We start from the raw sequence: 15427 nt of genomic DNA on the forward strand, positions 1-15427 counted from the left end.
CCCCCGCCAAGAAGAAGCCGGCGAAGAAGGCCCCGGCCAAGACCGCGGCGAAGAAGGCCACCGCGAAGTCATCCACCTCGGAACGCAAACGCGCCTGAACCGACGCGGCGCAAACGCGCCTGAACCGACACGGAGGGGCTCGGCGAGATGGTTCTCGCCGAGCCCCTCCGTGCCAACGGTGGTGGGTGGTCAGACCGTGAATCCGAGGGCGCGCAACTGCTCGCGGCCGTCCTCGGTGATCTTGTCGGGGCCCCACGGCGGGAGCCACACCCAGTTGATCTTCAGTTCGTTGCACAGACCGCTGCGGACGAGCGCACCGCGCGACTGGTCCTCGATGACGTCGGTCAGCGGGCAGGCCGCCGACGTGAGGGTCATGTCGAGGGTCACGACGTCCTCGGCCTCGGTGATGCCGTACACCAGGCCGAGATCGACGACGTTGATGCCGAGTTCGGGGTCGACGACGTCACGCATCGCCTCCTCGAGCTCCTCCAGGCGTTTCGGGTCGGTGATCACACCCGATGCGGCGGGCGCGGATTCGCTGCCCTGGTCCGCCGCTGCCTGCTCCGGTGCGGCTGTGGCGTCCGCCTGCGGCGTCTGCGTCTCGCTCATGATGCCTGTCCTCCGATTCGAGCGGGTTCGCCGTCTGCTGTCGGAACGGCCGAATCCTGTTCGTCCACGACCCGGTCGTCCACTATCTGAACAACCGCGTCCTTGAATGCCATCCATCCCAGCAACGCGCATTTCACGCGGGCCGGGTACTTCGAGACGCCGACGAAGGCGATGCCGTCCCCGAGGACGTCCTCGTCCCCCTCGACGGTACCGCGGCTACTCACCATTTCGTTGAACGCGGCAACGGTCTGCAGCGCCTGCTCGACGGGCATTCCCACCACCTGATCGGTGAGCACCGACGTCGACGCCTGGCTGATGGAGCAGCCCTGGCCGTCGTACGACACATCCACCACCGTGCCGTCGTCGGCGAGTTCCACGCGCAGCGTCACTTCGTCGCCGCATGTGGGGTTGACGTGGTGGACTTCAGCGCCGAACGGCTCACGAAGACCGCGGCCGTGGGGATGCTTGTAGTGGTCCAGGATCACTTCCTGGTACATCTGTTCCATTCTCATGCAGGAACCTCCCCGAAGAACTCCTGGGCACGCCGCACCGCCGCCGCGAGAGCGGCGACCTCGTCGACCGTGTTGTACAGCGCGAACGACGCCCTCGCCGTGGCCGCGACACCGAAACGCCGGTGCAGGGGCCAGGCGCAGTGGTGGCCGACACGGATGGCGACGCCCTCGTCGTCGAGGATCTGGCCGAGATCGTGGGCGTGGATTCCGTCGACCACGAACGACACGGCCCCGCCGCGATCCTCCGCGGTCGTGGGTCCGATGATGCGCACGCCGTCGATGGCGCCGAGCGCTGCCAGCGCCGCCTCGACCAGGGTGTGCTCGTGCGCGGCGACCGCGTCCATCCCGATTTCGTCGAGATACCGGACCGCTGCGCCGAGACCGACCACCTGCGACGTCATCGGAACGCCGGCCTCGAACCGCTGCGGCGGCGGCGCGTAGGTGGTGCGTTCCATCGTGACGGTCTCGATCATCGAGCCACCGGTGATGAACGGCGGCATCGCGTTCAGCAGTTCGCGGCGCCCGTACAGGACACCGACGCCGGACGGGCCGAGCATCTTGTGCCCGGAGAACGCCGCGTAGTCGACTCCGAGCGCGTGGAAGTCCACCGCCATGTGCGGGACGGACTGGCAGGCGTCGAGCACCACCAGCGCGCCGACCGCGCGGGCGCGGCGGACCAGTTCCTCGACGGGTGCCACCGCCCCGGTCACGTTGGACTGGTGGGTGAACGACACGACCTTGACGGCATCGGTCAGCTCGAGCGAGTCGAGATCGATGCGGCCGTCGTCGCTGACGCCGTACCAGCGCAACGTGGCACCGGTGCTGCGCGCAAGCTCCTGCCACGGCACCAGATTGGCGTGATGCTCGAGCTCGGTGATGACGATCTCGTCGCCGGGACCGAGGTGCCGTTCGAAGCGGTCGTCGCCGAGGACGTGGGTGACGAGGTTGAGGGACTCCGTCGCGTTCTTGGTGAACACGAGCTCGTCGCTGTCGGCGCCGACGAACTCGGCGATCGCCGCACGCGCGTTCTCGTACGCGTCCGTGGCCTCTTCGGCGAGCTGGTGAGCGCCTCGGTGCACGGCGGCGTTACAGGTGGTGAGAAACTCCCTCTCGGCGTCGAGCACCTGGTTCGGGCGCTGCGAGGTCGCACCCGAATCGAGGTACACCAGCGGTTTTCCGTCGCGGACCGTACGCGCCAGGATCGGAAAGTCCTCCCGGATCCGGGTGACGTCGAATACGCGCACCGAGGTGGTCATCTGCGTTTATGCTCCTTGCGTTGCTGCAGCCTGGGTGAAGCGCTCGTAGCCGTTCGCCTCGAGCTCGTCGGCCAGTTCCGGCCCGCCCGACTCGACGACGCGACCGCCGACGAACACGTGGACGTACTCCGGCTTGATGTACCGGAGGATGCGCGTGTAGTGCGTGATCAGCAGGATTCCGCCGTGCTCGCGCTCCTTGTAGCGGTTCACGCCCTCGGAGACGACGCGCAGGGCGTCGACGTCGAGTCCGGAGTCGGTCTCGTCGAGGATCGCGATCTTGGGCTTCAGGAGGCCGAGCTGCAGGATCTCGTGGCGCTTCTTCTCGCCGCCGGAGAAACCTTCGTTGACGCTGCGCTCACCGAACGAGGGGTCGATGTCGAGTTCGGTCAGCGCCTCCTTGACTTCCTTCACCCAGTGGCGGAGCTTCGGGGCCTCGCCACGGACGGCGGTGGCCGCGGTGCGCAGGAAGTTCGACATCGAGACGCCGGGAACCTCGACGGGGTACTGCATCGCGAGGAACAGTCCCGCGCGGGCGCGCTCGTCGACGCTCATCTCGAGGACGTCCTCACCGTTGAGGGTGATGGAGCCCGACGTGATCTGGTACTTGGGGTGACCCGCGATGGCGTACGACAGCGTCGACTTGCCGGACCCGTTGGGTCCCATGATCGCGTGCGTCTCGCCGGACCGAACCGTCAGGTTCACACCCTTGAGGATGTTGATCGGTTCGGCGTTCTCGTCGGTGTTCGCGACGTCGACGTGCAGGTCCTTGATTTCCAGGACCGAGGTTTCGGGGGTGGAAGCGTCAGGGGTAGACATTGTGATCCTTCGAAGAAATGGGAAGTAATGGTCCGGCGGCGCGGCTCAGACGCCGACTGCGGCGAGTTCGGCCTCGACGGCAGCCTCGAGACGCTCGCGGATCTCGGCGACGGCGATCTTGTTGATGATCTCGTGGAAGAAGCCGCGCACGACGAGTCGCCGTGCCGCGTCCTCGGGGATTCCGCGGGCGCGCAGGTAGAACAACTGCTCGTCGTCGAATCGACCCGTGGCGCTGGCGTGGCCGGCACCGACGATCTCGCCGGTCTCGATCTCCAGGTTCGGAACCGAGTCCGCGCGGGCACCGTCCGTGAGGACGAGGTTGCGGTTCAGCTCGAACGTGTCGGTGCCCTCGGCCGCCGCACGGATCAGCACGTCGCCGACCCACACGGTGTGGGCGTCGGGCTTGCCCGACTCCGGATCACCCTGCAGGGCACCCTTGTAGACCACGTTGGACTTGCAGTGCGGCTGCGAGTGATCCACCAGCAGTCGCTGCTCGAAGTGCTGTCCCGCGTCGGCGAAGTACAGACCCAGCAGTTCGGCGTCGCCGCCGGGGCCGTCGTACTTGACGGTCGCGGAGAGGCGGACGAGGTCGCCGCCGAGGCTGACGGCGTTGTGCCGCAGGACCGCGTCCCGGCCGAGCCGCGCGTGATGCGACGCGACGTGCACGGTGTCGTCCGCCCAGTCCTGGACGGCGACGACGGTGAGGTGGGCACTGTCGCCGAGCACGAATTCGACGTTCTCGGCGAACGTGCCGCTGCCGCGCTGGTCGATGACGACGGTCGCCTTCGCGAACGCGTCGAGCCGGATCTGCAGGTGCCCGAAGGCGACCTTGCCCTCGCCCGGGCCCGTGATCGTGATGTTGATCGTCTCGGCGACCTCGATCTCACGGCCGACGGTCACGACGGTCGCCGTCTCGAAACCCGAGTACGCCTGTGCGGCCACCCGGTCGGCGGGAACCCCGGCCTTGCCCAGCCGGTCGTCGTCGCGGCCGACGGTCTCGACCTTCACGGAGTCCGGGCCTGCGACGTCGACGCCGGCCGCGCCGTTCGCCACGGCCGTTCCGTCGTGCAGTCCGCGGAGACGGCGCAGCGGGGTGAACCGCCAGACCTCGTCACGACCACCCGGGATCTCGAACGCCTTGACGTCGAACGACGTGAAGACCTCGCCCTTGTTGGCGATCGGCGAGCCGGTCGACGTCCGCGCTATCCGCGGATTCTCGCCCGCGACGGCTCCCGTGACTCCGAGATTCTGGACACCAGTTTCTGGCGTGGTCACTAACCCACCGCCCCTTCCATCTGCAGTTCGATCAGGCGGTTCAGTTCCAGGGCGTACTCCATCGGGAGTTCCTTGGCGATCGGCTCGACGAAGCCGCGCACGACCGTGGCCATGGCCTCGTCCTCGGTGAGCCCGCGGCTCATCAGGTAGAACAACTGGTCGTCGCTCACCTTCGACACGGTGGCCTCGTGACCCATGGTCACGTCGTCCTCCCGGATGTCGACGTAGGGGTAGGTGTCCGAGCGGCTGATCTGATCGACCAACAGGGCGTCACACTTGACCGTCGACTTGGAGCCGTGGGCGCCCTTGTTGACCTGGACGAGTCCGCGGTAGGACGCGCGTCCGCCGCCGCGGGCCACCGACTTGCTGATGATGGTCGACGACGTGTGCGGCGCGAGGTGCAGCATCTTGGCACCGGTGTCCTGGTGCTGGCCCTCACCGGCGAATGCCACGGAGAGAACCTCGCCGCGGGCGTGCTCGCCCATCATCCAGACGGCCGGGTACTTCATGGTGACCTTGGACCCGATGTTGCCGTCGATCCACTCCATGGATCCGCCGGCCTCGACCTTGGTGCGCTTGGTGACCAGGTTGTAGACGTTGTTCGACCAGTTCTGGATGGTCGTGTAGCGGCAGTGGCCGCCCTTCTTCACGATGATCTCGACCACCGCGGAGTGCAGCGAGTCGGACTTGTAGATCGGCGCGGTGCAGCCCTCGACGTAGTGCACGGAGGCGCCCTCGTCGACGATGATCAGGGTCCGCTCGAACTGGCCCATGTTCTCCGTGTTGATGCGGAAGTAGGCCTGCAGCGGGATGTCGACGTGCACGCCCGGCGGGACATAGATGAACGAGCCACCCGACCACACGGCCGTGTTCAGCGCGGAGAACTTGTTGTCGCCTGCCGGGATGACCGTGCCGAAGTACTCCCGGAACAGTTCGGGATGCTGCTTCAGGCCCGTGTCGGTGTCGAGGAAGATGACGCCCTGCGACTCGAGGTCCTCACGGATCGAGTGGTAGACGACCTCCGACTCGTACTGAGCCGCGACACCGGCGACGAGGCGCTGCTTCTCGGCCTCGGGGATGCCCAGCTTGTCGTACGTGTTCTTGATGTCCTCGGGCAGGTCTTCCCAGCTCTCGGCCTGCTTCTCGCTCGAGCGCACGAAGTACTTGATGTTGTCGAAGTGAATGCCTTCGAGGTCCGATCCCCAGTTCGGCATCGGCTTCTTGTCGAAGGTCTTCAGCGCACGCAGGCGGATGTCGAGCATCCAGTCCGGTTCGCTCTTCTTCGCCGAGATGTCGCGCACGACGTCTTCGGACAGACCGCGCTGCGCACTGGCACCGGCCTCGTCGGAATCGGACCAGCCGTACCCGTAATGCCCGAGTGACGCGATGGTCTCTTCCTGCGTGAGCGGCTCGGCGTTGGCCGACGCAGTGGATGTCACCTGGTCTGATGTGACGGTCATGCGAGCTCCTTCCGGAGTCTTGTTACGAGACCGGCGAGGGCTGGTCGCCGGTGGAATTGCTGACTAGAGGATCTATCGGTGAAGCGATCTATCGGTGAAACGTTCATTTGGGACCGGACGGCGGGACGAGTGGAACGTGGGTGGTGCAGGCGCAGTCGCCGTTGGCGATGGTCGCGAGCCGCTGGACGTGGGTGCCGAGCAGTTGGGCGAACGCTGCCTGCTCGGCTTCGCACAGTTCCGGGAATTCCTCGGCGACGTGCGAGACGGGGCAGTGGTGCTGGCAGATCTGCACACCGTTGCCGACCGGGCGGGTCGAGGCCGCGAATCCGGCGGTGGTGAACGCGTCGGCGATGGCGTCGGCAGTGGTTTCGAGGCCCTCGGCGCTCTGATCCGCGGCCGGGGTGACGTCGCCGACGATGGCCTGGACTCGGCGACGAGCGAACTCGGTGATCGCGGCGTCTCCCCCGACCTCCCGCAGCTGGCGCATGGCCGCGCCCGCGAGGTCGTCGTACGCGTGACCAAGCCTGCCGCGGCCCTTGGCGGTGATCTGGAAGTATTTGGCGGGCCGTCCCCGTCCGCGGTGACGCACGGCGACGGAGGACGCCTCGCGCGCCTCGCCGGAGTCGAGGAGTGCGTCGAGATGGCGGCGGACGCCGGCGGCACTCAGGCCCAGGCGGGTTCCGATTTCCGACGCGGTGATCGGCCCTTCCTCGAGAAGGAGCTTCACGACGGCCGCGCGGGTGTGCCCTTCGTGGCCCACGGCGACGGGTGACGCGGTTGCGACAGGCGCCGCCGAAGAAGGCGCGTGAACTGCGCTTTCCTTCGTTGCACGTGGTGTCGTATCCGTTTTCACAACACCAGTGTGACGGAATTCCGATCGCAGGTCTACTAAGGGTGCCCTGCCTTACACCTGTGATTATGTGCCGCCCGGGCGCGGGAATACTGGCCGAACCGGCCGTGTTCGGCGCACCGCTACGCTGCCTTGTGTGCCGCAGACCCCCGAGAACCCGGAGCCGACCCGCGCGGAGCCGACCTTGACGGCTCGCGCCGCTCTCCGACATCCGGCCGAGCTCTTCCGGCGGGCGCTGGGCATCGACGGCCCCACCCCGCGCTCGTCGGTGGCGGCCGCGTTGCACGGCGACGAACCGGAGACCGCGGGCCTGAACGGGCAGGAGACCGCCCAGCTCCGCGGCATCCGCCGGTTCGGCGCGACCGGCGCCGTCCTGATGGCGGTGGGAGCACTGGGCGCAGGCGCCCAGCCGGTACTGCAGAACCCCGTCCAGGGGCTGCGCATCATCGGACTTCCCGCCCGGATCCCCAGCGTCGCGCTGACGCTCACCATGACCGGCACCGTGATGATCGTGCTCGCGTGGCTGCTGCTCGGACGGTTCGCGATCGGCAGTCTGCAGTCCGGGGCGGTGCGCCGCCTCAACCGGTCCCAGCTCGACCGCACCCTCCTGCTGTGGATCATCCCGCTGTCCGTCGCACCGCCGATGTTCAGCAAGGACGTGTACTCGTATCTCGCGCAGAGCGAGATCGCGGCCCGCGGGCTCGACCCCTACGCCATCGGTCCCGCGGGCGCTCTCGGCGTCGATCACGTCCTGACCCGCACCGTGCCGACGATCTGGCGGGACACACCGGCGCCGTACGGTCCGCTGTTCCTCTGGATGGGGCGCGGGATCAGCTGGCTGACCGGCGAGAACATCGTCGCGGGGATCTTCCTGCACCGGTTGCTCGCCCTCGCCGGCGTGGCCATGATCGTGTGGGCGCTCCCCCGCCTGGCGCGCCGCTGCGGCGTCGCCGAGGTCAGCGCCCTCTGGCTGGGTGCCGCCAATCCTCTCTTGCTGTTCCACCTGGTCGCCGGGATCCATAACGAGGCGCTGATGCTCGGACTCATGCTGGCCGGGATCGAACTGGCGCTGCGGGCCGTCGAGCGGTCGGAACCGATCCGAGGGCAGTCTCTCCTCCTGCTGCTGTCCGGGGCGGCGCTCATCGCCCTGTCGTCGACGATCAAGATCCCGTCCCTGCTCGCGCTGGGGTTCGTCGGGATGGCGCTGGCCAGGCGATGGGGCGGAACCCCGAAAGCGGTGCTCTACGCGGCCGCCCTGCTCGGCGGCGTGGCCCTGGTGGTCACCCTCGTCATCAGCACGTCCAGCGGACTCGGCATCGGCTGGGTGCACACCCTCGGCACGGCGAACGCGGTGCGCAGCTGGATGTCGATACCCACACTGCTCGGCCTGGGCACCGGCCTGGCCGGGGTGCTGTTGGGCCTCGGCGATCACACGACGGCAGTGCTGAGCCTGACCCGGCCGATCGCCGCCGTCGCTGCGGCGTTCATCACACTCCGGATGCTCGTCGCCACCCTCGTCGGCCGCATCCACGCGGTCGGCGCGCTCGGGCTGTCCCTCGGCGCGGTCGTCCTGCTGTTCCCCGTGGTGCAGCCGTGGTATCTGCTGTGGGCGGTCCTGCCGCTCGCCGCCTGGGCCACCGCGCCCGCGTTCCGCGTCCCCGCGATCGTCTTCTCGTCCATCGTCAGCGTCATCCTCATGCCGAACGGCGGCGAGTACCAGCCCTTCGTCATCGTCCAGGCCGCCATCGCCACCATCTTCACGGCCGGAACGCTGATCGTGATCACCCGCAACCGCCTGCCGTGGCGGGTCGGTCCGGGGCAGCAGCCGGCCGTGCCGGAACCGCAGGATCCGCCCCGGGACGACGCCGGCGCGGAAAGCCGGGGCACCGGCCGGGTCACACCCGGCCGGGGCTTACGCTGATTCCCCGTGACCTCGCGAACGCCCGGATCGGCGCAACCTGCTGTACGCCTGGAAGGCGTGGTGAAGACCTTCGACGGTGTGAGGGCCGTCGACGGGCTCGATCTCACCGTCGAACGCGCACAGGTCGTCGCGTTGCTCGGTCCCAACGGCGCGGGTAAGACCACCACCGTCGAAATGTGTGAGGGCTTCATCCGCCCGGACAGCGGCACCGTCCGCGTCCTCGGACTCGATCCCGTCGCCGATGCCGGCGCCGTCCGGGCCCGGATCGGTGTGATGCTGCAGGGCGGCGGCGCGTACCCCGGTTCCCGCGCAGGCGAGATGCTCGACCTGGTCGCCGCCTACTCCGCCGACCCCCTCGACCCCGACTGGTTGCTGCGCAGCCTCGGCCTCGAGGATTCGCGTCGCACCCCGTACCGCCGGCTGTCCGGCGGGCAGCAGCAACGCCTGTCCCTGGCCTGTGCGCTGGTCGGCCGCCCCGAACTGGTCTTCCTCGACGAACCCACCGCCGGACTCGACGCCCAGGCCCGCCTGCTGGTGTGGGAACTGATCGACGCGCTGCGCCGCGACGGTGTCAGCGTGCTGCTGACGACGCACCTGATGGACGAGGCCGAGGAACTCGCGGACCGGCTCGTCATCATCGACCACGGGTCGATCGTCGCCGCCGGAACGCCCGCCGAGGTCACCAGCCGCGGCGCCGAAGGTCAGTTGCGGCTCACCGCGCCCGCCGGTCTGGACACCGGGCCGCTCGCCCGGACCCTCCCCGACGGCTTCCGGGTCGCCGAGTCCGGACCGGGCACCTACCTCGTCGAAGGGCCGATCGACCCGAAGGTGGTGGCCTCCGTCGCATCGTGGTGCGCCGATCTGGACGCCCTGATCAGCGACATCCGCGTCGACCAGCGCAGCCTCGAGGACGTCTTCCTCGAACTCACCGGCCGGGAACTGAGGGGATGACGATGAGCACCAGTGACCGTCTGACGGAGAATCGTTTCGCCCCGGGCACGTTTACCCCCGACCCCCGCCCGAGCGGCGCGGCGGTCATGCTGCGGGCGCAGACCGCGCTGGAGCTGAAACTGCTCCTGCGCAACGGCGAGCAACTGCTGCTGACGATGTTCATCCCGATCACGCTGCTGATCGGGCTGTGCCTGCTGCCCATCGGCGACCTCGGAACGTCGCGGGTCGACAAGGTGGTGCCCGCCGTGATGATGGTGGCCGTGATGTCCACCGCGTTCACCGGGCAGGCGATCGCGGTCGGTTTCGACCGCCGCTACGGCGCCCTCAAACGGCTCGGCGCGACGCCCCTGCCGACGTGGGGAATCATCGCCGGGAAGAGCGCCGCGGTGGTCATCGTCGTCGCCCTGCAATCCGTCCTGCTCGGTGCGATCGGGCTGGCTCTCGGCTGGCGTCCGAGTGCGTGGGGACTCGTCCTCGGCGCCGTGATCATCGCCCTGGGCACCGTGACGTTCGCGGCGATGGGCCTGCTGCTCGGCGGCACCCTCCGCGCCGACATCGTCCTCGCCCTCGCCAACATCCTGTGGTTCGTGATGGTCGGTGTCGGAAGTGTGGTATTCGCCACCGGCGACCTCCCCTGGCTTCTGCACACCGGGGCCCGGCTGATTCCGTCCGGAGCGCTCGCGCACGCCCTGGACGCCGCACTGTCGGGATCGGTGGACCTGCTCAGCGTCGTGGTCCTCGCCGTGTGGGGCGCGGCCGCGGGGGCCCTGGCGGCGAGGACGTTCCGATTCACGTGATCCGTCGACCCACGGCCCGCCGTGCGGGCACCGTCCTCGCCGTCCTGCTCGCCGTCCTCTGCGGTGGCGCGCTGCCCGCGGGCGCCGCACCGCAGTGGGGTCCGCCCGCGTCGCCGAATCCGTTCCTCGGACCCGCGGGCACGTCCACGATGCACGGCGACGCCGGGTCCACCGACGTGACGCCGCTGCCCGGTCCCGGCACCGGCCCCGTCACGCTGTCCGCGTACCCGCTGGTGTCGGCGTGCCCGACCCTCCTGCAGGGTTCCGACCGCCTCGTCGTCGCCCTGTGCACGTCCGTGGCCGGCCAGGTTCCCACCGTGCACCTGATCGACCCCGCGGCTGCCGCGGCGCCGTTCGGCGGCTCGCTCGCCACGTTCACGCTGGCGAAGGGCAGCCTGCTCGGCGGCGTCTACGCGTTCCTCGACAACGACAACCGCCTCGTCGTCGTCGACGGCAACCGTCAGCTACTGCGCCTCGGACATTCGAAGGAACCCAGCGGCCAGTGGCGGATCACCGTCGACTCGCACGTCGACCTGTCCGGCAGTGTTCCCCAGGGCGACAACGTGACCGGGCTGACGCCGGACTGGCAGGGCAACGTCTGGTTCGCGACGGGCGGCGGCGTCGTCGGAGCCGTGGACCGCGGCGGTGTCGCGCACACCCTGCCGCTGGCGGCGGGCGAGCAGGTGCAGAACAGCATCTCCACCTCTCCGGCAGGCGCCGCGGTCGCGACCACGCACGCCCTGTACCAGTTCGCGCTCCGCGACGGCGAGGTCCGAATGGACTGGCGCCGTGAGTACGACCGCGGACCGGACCGGAAGCCGGGGCAGCTGAGCCACGGCACCGGCTCGACCCCCACCTACTTCGGACCGTCGACGGGCAGCGATTTCGTCGCGATCGTCGACAACGCCGACCCGCAGGTGAATCTCCGGGTGTTCCGCGCCGATTCCGGTGACGAGATCTGCAGCCTCCCGGTGCTCGGCAACCCGGGCGGCAGCGAGAACTCACCGATCGGCATCGGCAACTCGGTGTACGTCGCCGGGACGTACGGCTACCCGTATCCCACCGTTCCGGACGGGGCGGGACCGGCCGTTCCCACGAACGCGCCCTTCACCGGCGGCATGACGCGGGTGGACATCGACCCGATCGGCTGCCACCAGGTGTGGAGCAACGACGTCCGCAGCGCCGCGGTCCCGCACCTGTCGACCGGCGACGGTCTGTTGTACACCGTGATCCGCCAGGGGTTCGACGTCACGACCCCGCTGGACGGTTTCGCGTTCGCGGTGATCGACCCGTCCGACGGCTCGGTCGAGCACACCAGCCCACTCCCCGGGACCGCGGTCAACGACACCCTGCAGATGTCCGGACTCGTCACCGACACCGGCGACTTCTGGCAGGGCACGGTGACCGGCATCCTGCGCATTCGCGGCGAGTAGCACGGAGTCGGCCGCGCCGCCACCGGCCCAACGACACGGTGTAGTTGACCGCCCTCTACCATCGATGCCGTGCTGTATCGCGGGTTTCTGAGCCTGGTAGACCGTCTCCCCCTTCCGTCGCTGACCGTGCAGCGTGTCATCGCGTTCGCGGTGATCCTCACGCAGGGCGGCATCGCCGTCACCGGGGCCGTGGTCCGGGTGACGGCGTCCGGCCTCGGCTGCCCCACCTGGCCGCAGTGCTTCCCCGGCAGCTTCGTGCCGGTCGGGCACGGCGAGGTCGCCGTCGTCCACCAGGCGGTCGAATTCGGCAACCGGCTGCTGACGTTCGTCGTCGTCGTGGCCGCGGCCCTGATCGTCCTCGCGGTCACTCGTGCCCGCCGCCGCAAGGAGGTCCTCGTCTACGCGTGGATGATGCCTCTCGGCACCGTCGTGCAGGCCGTCATCGGCGGTGTCACCGTGCTCACCGGACTGCTGTGGTGGACGGTCGCGGTGCACCTGCTCGCCTCGATGGCGATGGTGTGGCTGGCGACCGTGATGTACGCGAAGATCTGCGAGCCGGACGACGCCCCGGCGATCGACGTGATCCCGGCACCGCTGCGCTGGCTCACCGCACTGTCGGCTGTCGCGCTGGCCGGGGTGCTCGCCGCCGGAACGCTGGTCACGGGTGCGGGACCGCACGCGGGAGACAAGAGTCTCGACCGCGTCGTTCCCCGCCTCGAGGTGGAAATCGTCACGCTCGTGCACCTGCATGCACAACTGCTGGTGGGCTACCTGGCGTTGCTGGTCGGCCTGTGCTTCGGCCTGTACGCCGTCGGCGCCACGCGCGCGGTGAAGGTCCGGGTGCAGGTTCTGCTCGCGCTGGTGGTGGCGCAGGCGCTGATCGGGCTGGTCCAGTTCTTCACGGACGTTCCCGCCGCGCTGGTGGCGTTCCACGTCGCGGGGGCCGGGCTGTGCACCGCGGCCACCGCGGCGGTGTGGGCTGCAGGACGCACCCGCGAGTACGTCACACAGCCCGACACCGCGAGCGTCTAGCGCTCGTTGCGGGCCTTCGGGAACCGGGTCTGCCGGGCGACCCAGCCTGCCATCTTCTGGAAGTGACCCTTGCGGGGTGTGACGATGCTGGTGATCGCGCGGTCCCACTCCGAGACGGTGACGTCGTCGAGCGAGGCGACGACGGCGTTCGCGGTGGCGAGATCCTCGACCACCTGGTCACCGAGGATGCCGTCGGCTCCGACCAGGGTGATCCGGACGCCGGCGAGCCCGATGGGCTGGATGACGGCGCTGGCCGAACCGCCGTGCTGGGCGACGAACTTCTTGATCGCGTCGACCGTGTGGGACGGCAGCGAGGGCGCCGGGCTCGAGGGGGCCTGTTCCGCATGGGTGTCGGTACTCATGGTCCGAGAATACTGGGCGGTAGACGCGGCGTGTCCGCCAGGCTCCGTGCGGGATGCCGCGCCGTGTAGAACTGAAACCATGCGCGCTATACAGGTTTCCCGTCCCGGTGGTCCCGACGTCCTCGAACCGGTGGAGGTTCCCGAACCCGGGATCGGAGCGACGGATCTGCTCGTACGCACCGACGCGATCGGCATCAATTTCATCGACACGTACTTCCGGACGGGGCTGTACCCGCGGCCGCTGCCCTACGTTCCCGGCGACGAGGGCTCCGGCGTCGTGGAGGCCGTCGGCGGCGACGTGACGGATTTCGCACCCGGCGACCGGGTGGCGTGGTGCGCCGCTCCCGGCAGCTACGCGGAGAAGGTGGCCGTGCCCGCGGCGGCCGCGATCGCCGTTCCCGACTCCGTGCCCGCCCCACAGGCCGCCTCCGCGCTGCTACAGGGCATGACCGCCCACTACCTGGCCCACTCCACGTACCCGATCCGGTCCGGCGACACCGTGCTCGTCCACGCCGGTGCGGGCGGAGTGGGTCTGATCCTCACGCAGATGGCGACGACGCTGGGCGCCCGGGTGATCACCACCGTGTCCTCCGACGCGAAGGAGCAGTTGTCGCGTGACGCCGGGGCACACGAGGTGCTGCGCTACGACGACGACATCGCGGCCCGGGTGCGGGAACTGACCGACGGCGAGGGCGTCGCGGCAGCATACGACGGTGTCGGCGCGTCCACGTTCGAGGCCAGTCTCGCGTCGGTGCGAATCCGGGGAACCGTCGCGCTGTTCGGCGCGGCGAGCGGGCCGGTGCCGCCGTTCGATCCGCAGCGGCTGAACCCGGCAGGTTCACTGTTCCTCACCCGGCCCACCCTCGCACACCACATCCGCAACCGGGAGGAACTGACGTGGCGGGCCGGGGACGTGTTCTCCGCCCTCGCCGACGGCGCACTGACGGTCCGGGTGGGAGCGGAGTACCCACTCGAGCGGGCGGAGGAGGCGCATCGCGACCTGGAGGCGCGGGCGACGACGGGATCGATCGTGCTGGTGCCCTGAGGCGAAGCCTCAGCTCGGCAGGCTGAACCGAGGCGAAGCCTCAGCTCAGCAGGCTGCCGATGGTCTGCAGTCCCAGCACCGAGTCGACGGCGAGCCCGACGAACACGATGGCCAGGTAGTTGTTGGACTGCAGGAACAGGCGGAGCGGTTTCACGGCCGCTCCGCCGCGGACGCTGCGGTACAGCTGGTGGGCCATGAGCAGGAACCAGGCGCCGGCGACGAGGGTGACGGCGGCGTAGACGACGCCCGCGGCGGGGACCAGCGCGAGCGAGGTGACGACCATCGCCCAGCTGTACAGCAGGATCTGTTTGGTGACGTGCTCCTCGGTGGCGATCACCGGCAGCATCGGGACACCGGCCGCCTTGTAGTCCTCCTTGTAGCGCATCGCGAGCGCCCAGGTGTGCGGCGGCGTCCAGAAGAAGATGACCAGGAACAGCACGATGGGCTGCCAGCTCAGCGATCCGGTGACCGCCGACCAGCCGACCATGACGGGCATGCAGCCCGCGGCGCCGCCCCAGACGACGTTCTGCCAGGTCCGGCGCTTGAGCACCATCGTGTACACGAGCACGTAGAACGCGATGGTCAGGACGACCAGGCACCCGGCGAGCAGGTTCGCCCGCCACCACAACCACAGGAACGACGCGATACCGAGCGTCATGCCGAACACGAACGCGTGCGACGTCGGCACCGCGTCGCGAGCCAGCGGCCGCCGCGCGGTGCGCTTCATGACCTTGTCGATGTCGGCGTCGACGACGCAGTTGAGGGAGTTCGCGCTCGCCGCACCCATCCACCCGCCGAACAGCGTGCTGAGGATCAGCAGGATGTCGACGTTGCCCCGGTCGGCCAGCAGCATCGCCGGGATCGTCGCGACCAGCAGCAGTTCGATCACCCGCGGCTTGGTCAACGCGATGTAGGCCAGGACCTTGCCCGTGGCGCGACCCAGCACCGTGTCGGTGCCGGTCGCGCGGGGGGCGGGGCTGGGGCTGCCGAAGCCGTGTCCGCTCGGCTGATGCCCTGTCCGCACGTTCTCTCCTCGCACCACGCGTAATTCCACATCCGAATGCCGGCGACTGCTCCCGAAGTCCTTCGCGACGGCCGGCCGTTCTAC

15 protein-coding genes are annotated in these 15427 nt (G+C 69.1%); 6 read left to right on the forward strand and 9 right to left on the reverse strand.

The features are described 5' to 3' along the window. Window positions 1-189: 189 nt before the first annotated feature. From MLGJGCBP_RS18470 to MLGJGCBP_RS18500, 7 genes are all read right to left on the reverse strand, one after another. Window positions 190-609 carry a metal-sulfur cluster assembly factor gene (locus MLGJGCBP_RS18470; protein ID WP_160097516.1) on the reverse strand — a complete coding sequence of 140 codons (420 nt, stop codon included), beginning with the start codon at window positions 607-609 and terminating at the stop codon, window positions 190-192. Further along, the gene (sufU, locus tag MLGJGCBP_RS18475) at window positions 606-1121 is read right to left on the reverse strand and encodes a Fe-S cluster assembly sulfur transfer protein SufU (RefSeq protein WP_087561262.1); all 516 of its coding nucleotides are present in this window, start codon (window positions 1119-1121) and stop codon (window positions 606-608) included. Before sufU ends, MLGJGCBP_RS18470 begins: the two co-directional genes overlap by 4 nt. Then, on the reverse strand, window positions 1118-2377 hold the full coding sequence (locus MLGJGCBP_RS18480) for a cysteine desulfurase (protein ID WP_160097517.1): 1260 nt from the start codon (window positions 2375-2377) through the stop codon (window positions 1118-1120). Before MLGJGCBP_RS18480 ends, sufU begins: the two co-directional genes overlap by 4 nt. A gap of 6 nt (window positions 2378-2383) precedes the next feature. Further along, on the reverse strand, window positions 2384-3193 hold the full coding sequence (sufC, locus tag MLGJGCBP_RS18485) for a Fe-S cluster assembly ATPase SufC (RefSeq protein ID WP_072942079.1): 810 nt from the start codon (window positions 3191-3193) through the stop codon (window positions 2384-2386). A gap of 45 nt (window positions 3194-3238) precedes the next feature. Then, window positions 3239-4468 (reverse strand): Fe-S cluster assembly protein SufD, encoded by a 1230-nt coding sequence (sufD, locus tag MLGJGCBP_RS18490; RefSeq protein WP_160097518.1) that lies wholly within the window; start codon window positions 4466-4468, stop codon window positions 3239-3241. Beyond that, window positions 4468-5928 (reverse strand): Fe-S cluster assembly protein SufB, encoded by a 1461-nt coding sequence (sufB, locus tag MLGJGCBP_RS18495; RefSeq protein ID WP_072942082.1) that lies wholly within the window; start codon window positions 5926-5928, stop codon window positions 4468-4470. Before sufB ends, sufD begins: the two co-directional genes overlap by 1 nt. Window positions 5929-6031: 103 nt before the next feature. Continuing rightward, entirely contained in the window at window positions 6032-6781 is a 750-nt protein-coding gene (locus MLGJGCBP_RS18500) for a helix-turn-helix transcriptional regulator (RefSeq protein WP_373414841.1), read from the reverse strand. Between the two features lie 133 nt (window positions 6782-6914). Between MLGJGCBP_RS18500 and mptB the strand changes: the two genes are divergently transcribed. The 5 genes from mptB (at window position 6915) to MLGJGCBP_RS18525 (ending at window position 12912) form a co-directional block, all read left to right on the forward strand. Then, window positions 6915-8699 (forward strand): polyprenol phosphomannose-dependent alpha 1,6 mannosyltransferase MptB, encoded by a 1785-nt coding sequence (gene mptB, locus MLGJGCBP_RS18505; RefSeq protein WP_160097519.1) that lies wholly within the window; start codon window positions 6915-6917, stop codon window positions 8697-8699. A 6-nt stretch (window positions 8700-8705) separates the two neighbouring features. Beyond that, on the forward strand, window positions 8706-9650 hold the full coding sequence (locus MLGJGCBP_RS18510; protein ID WP_160097520.1) for an ABC transporter ATP-binding protein: 945 nt from the start codon (window positions 8706-8708) through the stop codon (window positions 9648-9650). Further along, window positions 9647-10447, forward strand: coding sequence for an ABC transporter permease (locus MLGJGCBP_RS18515; RefSeq protein WP_124390922.1), 801 nt, complete (start codon window positions 9647-9649; stop codon window positions 10445-10447). Before MLGJGCBP_RS18510 ends, MLGJGCBP_RS18515 begins: the two co-directional genes overlap by 4 nt. After that, complete coding sequence (locus MLGJGCBP_RS18520; RefSeq protein ID WP_160097521.1) at window positions 10444-11880, forward strand: hypothetical protein; 1437 nt, start codon at window positions 10444-10446, stop codon at window positions 11878-11880. The genes MLGJGCBP_RS18515 and MLGJGCBP_RS18520 overlap by 4 nt, the downstream gene beginning before the upstream one ends. A gap of 69 nt (window positions 11881-11949) precedes the next feature. Continuing rightward, complete coding sequence (locus tag MLGJGCBP_RS18525; protein WP_124390920.1) at window positions 11950-12912, forward strand: COX15/CtaA family protein; 963 nt, start codon at window positions 11950-11952, stop codon at window positions 12910-12912. On the opposite strand, the gene MLGJGCBP_RS18530 is transcribed toward MLGJGCBP_RS18525, so the two are convergent. After that, complete coding sequence (locus tag MLGJGCBP_RS18530) at window positions 12909-13274, reverse strand: hypothetical protein (protein ID WP_160097522.1); 366 nt, start codon at window positions 13272-13274, stop codon at window positions 12909-12911. The two genes, MLGJGCBP_RS18525 and MLGJGCBP_RS18530, sit on opposite strands and share 4 nt — an antisense overlap. A 79-nt stretch (window positions 13275-13353) precedes the next feature. Between MLGJGCBP_RS18530 and MLGJGCBP_RS18535 the strand changes: the two genes are divergently transcribed. Further along, window positions 13354-14319: a quinone oxidoreductase family protein gene (locus tag MLGJGCBP_RS18535; RefSeq protein ID WP_160097523.1), complete on the forward strand. Its 966-nt coding sequence runs from the start codon at window positions 13354-13356 to the stop codon at window positions 14317-14319. A 40-nt stretch (window positions 14320-14359) separates the two neighbouring features. Here the strand turns inward: MLGJGCBP_RS18535 and MLGJGCBP_RS18540 are convergent, their stop codons facing one another. Then, window positions 14360-15343 (reverse strand): heme o synthase, encoded by a 984-nt coding sequence (locus MLGJGCBP_RS18540; protein ID WP_087561337.1) that lies wholly within the window; start codon window positions 15341-15343, stop codon window positions 14360-14362. Window positions 15344-15427: the final 84 nt, after the last annotated feature.

Source organism: Rhodococcus sp. T7, from assembly GCF_009872365.1.
Lineage (GTDB): Bacteria > Actinomycetota > Actinomycetes > Mycobacteriales > Mycobacteriaceae > Rhodococcus_F.

Excerpts from the sequence above, each read along its gene's own strand:
- MLGJGCBP_RS18470 (WP_160097516.1), bottom strand. The coding sequence starts at position 609 with ATGAGCGAGACGCAGACGCCGCAGGCGGACGCCACAGCCGCACCGGAG.
- sufU (WP_087561262.1), bottom strand. The coding sequence starts at position 1,121 with ATGAGAATGGAACAGATGTACCAGGAAGTGATCCTGGACCACTACAAG.
- MLGJGCBP_RS18480 (WP_160097517.1), bottom strand. The coding sequence starts at position 2,377 with ATGACCACCTCGGTGCGCGTATTCGACGTCACCCGGATCCGGGAGGAC.
- sufC (WP_072942079.1), bottom strand. The coding sequence starts at position 3,193 with ATGTCTACCCCTGACGCTTCCACCCCCGAAACCTCGGTCCTGGAAATC.
- sufB (WP_072942082.1), bottom strand. The coding sequence starts at position 5,928 with ATGACCGTCACATCAGACCAGGTGACATCCACTGCGTCGGCCAACGCC.
- MLGJGCBP_RS18515 (WP_124390922.1), top strand. The coding sequence starts at position 9,647 with ATGACGATGAGCACCAGTGACCGTCTGACGGAGAATCGTTTCGCCCCG.
- MLGJGCBP_RS18530 (WP_160097522.1), bottom strand. The coding sequence starts at position 13,274 with ATGAGTACCGACACCCATGCGGAACAGGCCCCCTCGAGCCCGGCGCCC.
- MLGJGCBP_RS18535 (WP_160097523.1), top strand. The coding sequence starts at position 13,354 with ATGCGCGCTATACAGGTTTCCCGTCCCGGTGGTCCCGACGTCCTCGAA.